This window comes from Acidimicrobiia bacterium (assembly GCA_035651955.1).
GTDB lineage: Bacteria > Actinomycetota > Acidimicrobiia > IMCC26256 > JAMXLJ01 > JAMXLJ01.
Genome location: DASRES010000006.1, coordinates 1 through 8,426, shown reverse-complemented (window position 1 = coordinate 8,426; position 8,426 = coordinate 1). Strand labels below are relative to the sequence as shown.

The 8,426-nt window shown below is 73.5% G+C and carries 10 protein-coding genes; 3 read left to right on the top strand and 7 right to left on the bottom strand.

What is annotated here, in order from left to right:
* Both recR and VFC33_01880 read left to right on the top strand, forming a co-directional pair.
* Positions 1 to 571: recombination mediator RecR (gene recR, locus VFC33_01885; protein HZR11976.1), on the top strand; the 571-nt coding region annotated here is incomplete at its 5' end.
* Between the two features lie 160 nt (positions 572 to 731).
* Positions 732 to 1,127 carry a DUF4234 domain-containing protein gene (locus VFC33_01880; GenBank protein HZR11975.1) on the top strand — a complete coding sequence of 132 codons (396 nt, stop codon included), beginning with the start codon at positions 732 to 734 and terminating at the stop codon, positions 1,125 to 1,127.
* Positions 1,128 to 1,220: 93 nt separating this feature from the next.
* On the opposite strand, the gene VFC33_01875 is transcribed toward VFC33_01880, so the two are convergent.
* The 3 genes from VFC33_01875 to VFC33_01865 form a co-directional block, all read right to left on the bottom strand.
* Complete coding sequence (locus VFC33_01875) at positions 1,221 to 1,676, bottom strand: RDD family protein (protein ID HZR11974.1); 456 nt, start codon at positions 1,674 to 1,676, stop codon at positions 1,221 to 1,223.
* Positions 1,677 to 1,899: 223 nt separating this feature from the next.
* Positions 1,900 to 2,337, bottom strand: coding sequence for a DUF2752 domain-containing protein (locus tag VFC33_01870; protein ID HZR11973.1), 438 nt, complete (start codon positions 2,335 to 2,337; stop codon positions 1,900 to 1,902).
* Between the two features lie 60 nt (positions 2,338 to 2,397).
* Positions 2,398 to 3,129 (bottom strand): RDD family protein, encoded by a 732-nt coding sequence (locus tag VFC33_01865; protein ID HZR11972.1) that lies wholly within the window; start codon positions 3,127 to 3,129, stop codon positions 2,398 to 2,400.
* 38 nt (positions 3,130 to 3,167) lie between these two features.
* On the opposite strand from VFC33_01865, the gene VFC33_01860 reads away from it, so the two are divergent.
* The gene (locus VFC33_01860) at positions 3,168 to 4,166 is read left to right on the top strand and encodes a stage II sporulation protein M (GenBank protein ID HZR11971.1); all 999 of its coding nucleotides are present in this window, start codon (positions 3,168 to 3,170) and stop codon (positions 4,164 to 4,166) included.
* A 33-nt stretch (positions 4,167 to 4,199) separates the two neighbouring features.
* On the opposite strand, the gene VFC33_01855 is transcribed toward VFC33_01860, so the two are convergent.
* Genes VFC33_01855 through VFC33_01840 form a run of 4 tightly spaced genes read right to left on the bottom strand, consistent with a single transcriptional unit; the run spans position 4,200 to position 8,239 of the window.
* The gene (locus tag VFC33_01855; protein HZR11970.1) at positions 4,200 to 5,513 is read right to left on the bottom strand and encodes a DUF58 domain-containing protein; all 1,314 of its coding nucleotides are present in this window, start codon (positions 5,511 to 5,513) and stop codon (positions 4,200 to 4,202) included.
* Between the two features lie 13 nt (positions 5,514 to 5,526).
* Positions 5,527 to 6,474, bottom strand: a complete 948-nt coding sequence (locus tag VFC33_01850) for a MoxR family ATPase (protein ID HZR11969.1) — start codon at positions 6,472 to 6,474, stop codon at positions 5,527 to 5,529.
* Complete coding sequence (locus tag VFC33_01845; GenBank protein HZR11968.1) at positions 6,471 to 7,616, bottom strand: DUF4350 domain-containing protein; 1,146 nt, start codon at positions 7,614 to 7,616, stop codon at positions 6,471 to 6,473. Before VFC33_01845 ends, VFC33_01850 begins: the two co-directional genes overlap by 4 nt.
* A complete protein-coding gene (locus VFC33_01840) occupies positions 7,613 to 8,239 on the bottom strand; it encodes a DUF4129 domain-containing protein (protein HZR11967.1) in 627 nt (208 codons plus the stop codon). The genes VFC33_01845 and VFC33_01840 overlap by 4 nt, the downstream gene beginning before the upstream one ends.
* Positions 8,240 to 8,426: the final 187 nt, after the last annotated feature.

Sequence of the window (8,426 nt, the reverse complement as noted above, 5' to 3'; positions counted from 1 at the left end):
CGACGAGCTCGGCCGGCTCCCGGGCGTCGGGCCGAAGTCCGCGCAACGGATCGCGTTCTACCTCTTGAAGGTCGCGCCCGAGGACGCCCGGCGCCTCGCGACGGCGATCGTCGACGCGAAGGACAAGGTGTCGTGGTGCCGACGCTGCTTCAACATCGCCGAGGGTGAGCTGTGCTCGTTCTGTCGCGACGAGCGGCGCGACTCACGCGTGCTCTGCGTCGTCGAGGAGCCGCGCGACATCGTCGCGTTGGAGCGCACGCAGGAGCTGCACGGCCGCTACCACGTGCTGCAGGGCGCGATCTCGCCGATCGAGGGCGTCGGTCCCGAGCAGCTCCGCATCCGCGAGCTGCTGGAGAGGATCGCGAACGAGGGCGTCGAGGAGGTGATCCTCGCGACGAACCCGAACATCGAGGGTGAGGCGACGGCGATGTACCTCGCCCGTCTGTTGAAGCCGCTCGGCGTCCGGGTGACGCGGATCGCGAGCGGGCTCCCGGTCGGCGGCGATCTCGAGTACGCCGACGAGGTGACGCTGGGCCGCGCTCTGGAGGGCCGGCGCGAGGTCGACGCGTAAAACCGACCCGCCGTCAGGTCGTCCGCATGATCACGCCGACATGAAGGTCTGGAGTGCACGCGAGCGCGCACGGCTCGTGAGAAACCGGTCAAGTGACTCACGGCCGGGTCCGATGCAACCCCGAAGCGGGCAGGAGCGGGTCCCGACAGGGAGGAACCACTTGACCACGACCATCGACCAGCAGGCCGCGCCGGCTGCCGTGCAGGGCCAGATCGGCAAGCCGCGCTCGTGGCTCGGCGTGATCGGTCTCAGCATCGTCACGCTCGGCATCTACGGCCTCTACTGGAACTACAAGGTGTTCCAGGAGACGAAGGACTACAGCGGGGAGGGCCTCGGCGGGATCGTCGGCCTCGTCCTCGGCTTCATCACCGGCGGCCTCGTGACCGCGTTCATGCTGCCGTCCGAGGTGAGCGGCCTCTACGTCCGCGACGGCCGTGAGTCGCCGGTCAGCGTGACGACGGGCATCTGGGTCATCGTGCCGTTCGTCGGCGGGCTCGTCTGGCTGTACAAGGTGCAGGGAGCGCTGAGCGACTTCTGGCGCTCGAAGGGAGCCTGAACCTCCCCAGCTCGCGGGTGGAGCGTGCGACGTGGAACGGGCGGCCTCCGGGCCGCCCGTCCCGCGTTCGGTCGCGTGCGCGCGGCGCGCTGCTCAACCCGGCCAGCGCTCGACGGGGTAGTACTCGGTCGGGACGACGTAGGTCCCCGACGCCTTGTCGTGCCACGTCTGCTTCTCCGGGTCCCACAGCATCCAGAGGTAGCCGACGAGGCACGCGAGCCCCGACACGATGCCGACGACGTAGCGCACGACGGACTTGCCCGCGTCGACCCGTCCGCCGGTCGTGGCGTCGATCGCGCGGATGCTCATGACGCGCATGCCGATCGTCTGGCCGCTCGCGGTCTGCACGAAGTAGATGACGTACGCGGCGTCGACGACGAAGTCGAGGATCCCGCCGATCGCCGCGCCCGTGATCGCACGGAGGACGAAGTTGACGACGGCGAGGATGATGCCGTCGATGAGCGCGCCGGCGAATCGGGTCCCGAAGCCGGCGCGCGGTCCCGACGGGCCCGTCGCGCCCGGCGGCGGTCCCTGCCACTGACCGGGCATCGGGGGCGGTCCCCACCCTTGACCACCCGGGCCACCGGGCGGCGGAGGTGGCGGCGGCGGTGCCCCCCAACCGGACTCTCCGGGAGGCGGCGGGGGAGGAGGAGCTGGCGGCGGAGGCGGCGGCGGTGGGTTCGAGCCCGGCCCCTCGGGCGGCTCGGACGGCGGCGGCTGCGTCATCGGGAGCTCCTGTTCGGTGACGGGTGGGTGCGTGCTCGGTGACCGCTCAGAGGGGACGCCCGGTCGCGTACTTGAACAGCTGGTACGACCACATGAGCGCGAGGACGACGGGGATCAGCCACGTCGCGTACGTGATCCGACGGACGCGCCACGCGACCAGCAACGCGACGGCGATCGCGACCGCGACGACGCCGGCCGGGTTCATGACGAGCGACTTCGCGAGCTCGCCGTGCACCACGTCGGTCACCGCGCGCGTCATCCCGCAGAAGGGGCACGGCACCCCGGTCAACGTCCGCAACGGGCACCGCAGGCCGGGCTGGATAGGGAGCATCGGCCGGACGACCGCGATGCCGAGCATCGCCGCGCCGGCGGCGCGCAGGCGACCCGCGTCGACGGTCTGCTTCGTCGCGATCGCGGAGACGCGGGAAGAACGCGGGTGGACCCCGCGACGCCCGATCGGAGTCGACCCAGCCGGTACGACCACGGACGAGGAGCGTACCGGCTGCGTCGCCCGGTCCCGGCGCCTCCCCCGGCTCGCTCGCCTTCAGCCGCGTGCCGCCTTGGCCGCGACGATCGCCTCGAGGAACTGCTCCGGCTGCCACTGGTCGTGGGGCCCGCCGACCTTGGGGCGCAGGCGCGCCGACAGCTCCCATCCGAGCTGCGCACGCGCCGCGGGTGTGATCGACGCGCGTCGAGCGAGGAAGCTCCGCACGGTCGCGAGCTCCTCCGGTGTGATCGCGCTCACGTCCCACGAGAGATACGACTGGTCCGAGATCGGCGCGGGCGGCGGCGTCGGTGTCGTTCGGATCGTCGGGCGTCGTTCGCGCACGACGATCGTCCCCGCCGCGATGTCGCCCAGGCGTTGGTGGTCGCGTGTCACCACGATCATCACCGCGCCGATGACGTAGAACGACGGCAGGAAGTCCACGAGACGCAGGATGTTGCGGACGGCGCTCGTGACGAAGTCGACGGGTCGTCCGTCGCGCCGGAGCACGCGCAGCCCGGCCGCGAGCTTGCCGGGCGTCCGGCCCGCGTTCGCGACCTCGAAGAGCACGTCGTACCCGAAGAGCACCAGGAAGGCCGCGATCGAGAAGATCGCCAGCACGAACCCGTTGCTCGTCGTCGCGGTGAACACGGCATACAGCGCGATCAACAGGACCAGCTCGATGACGACGTCGAGCGCGGTCGCGATGAACCGTGATCCGAGCCCCGCGAGCACGAGATCGAGGGAGACGCCCTCGGGCGTCGCGATCGTGACCCGATCGTCGAACGTCATGTGAATCTCCAGCCTGCCGCATGCGGGACAATGGCGACGTGAACCTGGAGCGCTTCGTCGACGAGCGCCGGGCGCGGTGGGACGAGCTCGACTCGCTCGTGCGGCGCGCCGGCCGCCGCGCGTCGAGCCTGGCGCCGCACGACGTGCGCCGGCTCGGAACGCTGTACCGCGCGACCTCGGCGGACCTCGCGTTCGCTCGACGCGCGTTCCCGGGCGAGGCGGTGGTGTCGCGGCTCGAGGATCTCGTCGTGCGGTCGCGTGCGCTCGTCTACGAGAGCTCGCGTCGGTCGTCGACGCTGCGCCACTTCGTCACGACCGGGTACTGGCGGCGCGTGCGCGAACGGCCGTGGCTGCTGCTCGCGTCGTTCGTGCTGCTGATGGGTCCGTGGCTCCTCTCGAGCGTCTGGGCGGTGCGCGACCCCGGCGCCGCGCAGGGTCTCGTGCCGTCCGAGTTCCGCACGGTCGTGGACCGAGCCAAGGCGAACTTCGGGTTGACCGCGGACGAGAAGGCCGCCGCGTCCAGCGCGATCTTCACGAACAACATCCGCGTCGCGTTCCTCGCGTTCGCGGCCGGCATCGCCGCCGCGATCGGCAGCGCGGTCGTGCTCGTGTACCAGGGCGTGACGCTCGGGACGGTGTTCGGCTTGACGATCGACGCGGGCAACGGGCGCGCGCTGTTCGAGTTCGCGTTCCCGCACGGCGTCCTGGAGCTGTCGTGCATCATCGTGGCGGGCGCGGCCGGGATGCGGATGGGGTGGGCCCTCGTCGCGCCCGGACTCCGGCGTCGACGCGCGGCGCTCGTCGCGGAGGCGAGGCCCGCGGCCGAGATGGCGCTCGGCACCGCGCTGTGTCTCGTCGTCGCCGGGATCGTGGAGGGCTCGCTCTCGACGTCGGGCATCGGGCTCGTCCCCGCGATCGTCTTCGGCGTCGTCCTCGGCGGCACCTTCTGGACGATGGTGTGGTGGCGCGGCCGTCCCGAGCGCCCGGACGACCCACTCATGTCTCCGCTCTTGGCGCCTTCGGCGCCGGGCCGCTAGGCCACGCTTCCGCTCGCCTCCCGGCTCGCTCGCTCAGAGACGCGCGCGAGCTTTCGCTCGCAGGTACGCGCTGACGCACGCCGCGGGCAGCGACCGGGGTGGCGCCTCGAGGACGTCCGCGCCCGCATGACGCAGCCGCGCCGCGACCTCGCGCCGCGCGGAAAGGACGTCGAGCGCGACCGCCGCGGCGTACACGTCGGCGGGCGCGGCGGGCTCGTTCGACACGAGCGCAGTGAGGTCGGGATCGGTCGCGCCCGCGACGACGACGGCATGACGGCGCGCGAGGACGGGCACCGCGTCGACCAGCGGCTGCGCGGCCGCCTCCTCGAGGAGGTCGGTCAGCACGACGACGAGCGCGCGCTTCGATCCGATGCGGCGGAAGGCGTGCTCGTAGTCGGCGTCGACGTCGGTCGGCTCCAGGTCGAAGATCGCGCGCACCACACGGTCACCGCCCGCACGCCGCGGGCGCAGCTCCCGGCGGATCGTCGAGTCGAACGCGACGACGCCGACCCGGTCACCGACCTCGTCGGCGACGAGCGCGACGGCCGTCACGGCGTCGAGCGCGACGTCGAGGCGCGTCGCGTCGCCGACGGGCGCGGCCATGAGGCGCCCGCAGTCGACGACGCAGACGACGTCGCGGTCCTGCTCGACGCGGTACTGGTTCGTCATCGGCCGGCCGGCGCGCTGCGACGCGGGCCAGTTCACGCGACGGACGTCGTCGTCGGGGAGGTACTCGCGGATCGACTCGAAGTCGGTCCCGAGCCCGAGCGGTCCGCGCGTGCGGCGCCCTTCGTCGCCGAAGCGACCGCGCCGGACCGCGAGCGCGAGGCGCCGCGCCGCGGGAACGTCTGGGTACACGAGGAGCTCCGCGGGCGCGCGTCCTTCCCGATACCACGAGGCGAGCCGGAGCGGACCGTCGACTCGCGCCGCGACGACAGGGAGGACGTGGCGGCCACGCCGGCGTGCGGTGACGCGTGCGTCGAGCCCGCCGTCCGCCTCGGGCGGGTCGACGGCGATGTCGGGGACCTGGGGCTGACGGACGCGCAACCGACCGGCGGTGGGCGCGCTCGCGTCGACCGTCAGCGACGCGGGAACGCCGCGCGCGAGCACGCCCGGAACCGTGCGCCGCACGACGGGCGGCCGGCGCGCGAGCACGGCGTCCACGACGAACGCGGCGACCACCGCGACGGCGGCGAGGAGCGCGACCTGCGCATCCGTCGGCAGCGCGAGCAGTCCCGCGACGATCAACAGCAACGCCGTCCGCCGCGTCACGGTCAACGGCGCGTTCCCGACCGCGATGACGAGGACGGCACCGATCGCGAGCGCGGCGACGAGCGTCGGGCTCATGCCGGCGCGATCCTCAGCGCGGGACCGGCACCGACGCGATCGCGGCCTGCACCGCTTCGTCGGGCTGGTAGCGGTCGAGCTCCGCCTCGGGCCGCAGTTGCAGACGGTGCCGCAGCACCGGGCGCGCCATCCACGCGACGTCGTCGGGCGTCACGAACTCGCGCCCGCTCAGGCGCGCCGACGCCTTCGACGCCGCGAGCAGGTGCACCGCGGCACGCGGGCTCGCGCCGAGCGCGACGCTCGGCAGCTCGCGCGTCCGGCGCACGATCGCCGCGATGTAGGCGAGCACCTCGTCGGTCACGGTCGTGGCGTCGACGGTCGCGCGCAGCTCGCGCAGCTCGTCGGCGTCGGTGACCGCGACGACGTCGTCGAGCGTCGCGGGTGCCACGCCGCGGTGGTCGAGACGCAGCAGCGCGAGCTCGGCGGCCTCGTCGGGGTAGCCGACGTCGATCTTCACGAGGAAGCGGTCGAGCTGCGCCTCGGGGAGCGGGTACGTGCCCTCGTACTCGATCGGGTTCTGGGTCGCGACGACGAGGAACGGGTCGGGCAACGGATGCGGCTGTCCCTCGACCGACACCTGCGCCTCCTGCATCGCTTCGAGCAGCGCGGCCTGCGTCTTGGGCGGCGTGCGGTTGATCTCGTCGGCGAGCAGTACGTTCGTGAACACGGGACCCGGTCGGAACACGAGCTCCTGGACGCGGGAGTCGGGAGACCACCGCAGCGTCATCGTCCCGGTGAGGTCCGACGGCAGCATGTCCGGCGTGAACTGCACGCGGCCGAACCCGACGCCGAGCGCGCGTGCCGTCGCGCTCGCGAGCAGGGTCTTCGCGACACCCGGCACGCCTTCGAGCAGGACGTGGCCGTTCACCGCGACCGCGGCGAGGACGAGGTCGACCACGTCGTCCTGACCGACGACGACCTTGCGGATCTCCTTGCTGACGCGTTCGCGCAGCTGTCTCACGTCGTGCTCCCTGCGTTCGCGCGCCGATCGTCGCGCGTGGATGTCCCGCGGTTCGCGCTTTCCCGTGCGAGCGCGCGTCCCGCGGCGAGGACGTGGCGGTCGTCGTCGAGCGGGGCGTACAGCGCGTCGACCTCCTCGACGTCCCAGCCGAGCGTCCGTGCCGCGTCGCGTACCGCGTCCGGTGACGCGTCGGGTTCGAGCCCCGCATGTTGCGCGACGCGCGTCCGCATCTCGCGCTGCACGGGCGCGAGTGCCTCGGCGGGACGCCGCGTTCGCGCGAGCGTGCTCGCGAGCGCGTCGACGTAGGCACGACGTCGCGGCGGCAGCTCCCGGGCGCGGTCCTCGGGTGGGCCCAGTCGCCGTCCTGCGGCGACCATCGCGAGCAACGCGGCGAGCGCGACGGTGACGAGCGCGACCTTCCACCGCGACGGGATCGCGGCCAGGCCCGTCGCACCCGAGTAGCCGTGCACACCCTCCGCGAAGACGACGGGCTGCCCGGCCGGGGCGAGCGCGAGCCCGAACGCGGCGTTGTCGGCCTGGTCGAGGAGACGGTTCTGCAACGGGGACGCGTCCGCGAGGAGCACCGCCCGCCCCTCGCTGCGCGCGGGCGAGAACGTGAGCGCACGCACGCCGTGCGGCTCGACCCAGCTCCCGGACCCGTCCGTGCGGACCTGGAGCGCGTCGCCGTCGGGTGTGGTCACCCTGACCGTGCGCGTGCCGTGAGGCGTCCAGCCGGGGACGTCCTCGGGTGCGAGCTCGAGGATCCACTCGGGATCCCTGCCGCCGGCGACGAGATGGCCTCCGCGCAGCACGAACGAGCGCACGGTGTCGAGGTCGGCCCGGTCCACCTGATCGGGGTCGAGCAGCACGAGCGTCGTCGACGGGTCGAGGTGCGCGCCGGCGAGACTGCCGCGTTGGTGCATCACGCGATGACCGGCGCGCGCGAGCAGCTCCGCGTAGGCCGCGGTCCCGGACGTCGCCGTCGACAGCGACGACGAGTCGGGGCCGCCGTTCTGCGCGCCACGCGTCGCCGAGTCCAACGCGGCGAGCGCGACGACCACGACGATCACCAGCGCGGTCACGACGACTGCCGCGCGCGCGGCCGGGTGCATGCGCGTCCAGCGCATCGTCGTGTCGCTCATCGCTCCCCGACCGCGGTGAGCACGCGCGTCCATCCGCGACGGGCCGCGGCGGCGGCGTCGCGGCCCGCGTCGTGCGCGCCGTATGCGACGGACTCGAACTCGCGCGCGACGTCGTCGAACTCGTCGAGCGCGAGACGTCGCGCGACCTGCCCGGCGGTGAGCGACGGTCCGAGACGGATGGCACCCGCGCGGTCGAGCCGCAGCAGCCCGGCTCGGAACCGCAACCGGACCGCGGTGGAGTAGTCGCCGCTCGCCTCGGCCTCGTCGGCCGCCTGCTCGAGCGCGGCGGGATCCTCGCGCGCGTTCGCCCGCGCGCCCGTCCCCCGGCGTGCCGTCGCGCGTGCACTGCGTCGTGACGCGATCACGAACGCGACGACCGTGGTCGCGGCCGCGATGCCGACCGCGAGCACGGCGAGACCGGCCGGGGTCTCGAAGAACCGCCCGACCGGCGCGAGCGCCCGCCCGATCGGCTCGAGCTGTCGTCCGAGCCACCGCAGCACACCCGCGAACGGGCGCGGCACGTGCTCGGGGCGGAAGCGTCGCTCACCCAGGATCTGCTTCGCCTGGCGGCGCGCGGCGTCGGGATCCACCGCGGCGGCGGGGACGGCCGCGACGCCGGTCACTCGTGCCGTTCCTCGTCGCCCGGCGGATCCCAGCCCGGCGGCGGAGGTGGGTGCCCGCTCGGCGCGGGCGCCGGCGGCGGCGGAGGTGGCGGTGGGGCAGGCGGCGGGGTCCAGCCCGGCGGCGGGGGGTAGTACGGGGGCGGCTGGTACGCAGGTGGCGGCGGGGGTTGGTACGCGGGCGACGGCT

Excerpts from the sequence above, each read along its gene's own strand:
- VFC33_01855 (HZR11970.1), bottom strand. The coding sequence starts at position 5,513 with ATGAGCCCGACGCTCGTCGCCGCGCTCGCGATCGGTGCCGTCCTCGTC.
- VFC33_01845 (HZR11968.1), bottom strand. The coding sequence starts at position 7,616 with ATGAGCGACACGACGATGCGCTGGACGCGCATGCACCCGGCCGCGCGC.
- VFC33_01865 (HZR11972.1), bottom strand. The coding sequence starts at position 3,129 with ATGACGTTCGACGATCGGGTCACGATCGCGACGCCCGAGGGCGTCTCC.
- VFC33_01875 (HZR11974.1), bottom strand. The coding sequence starts at position 1,676 with ATGCCCGGTCAGTGGCAGGGACCGCCGCCGGGCGCGACGGGCCCGTCG.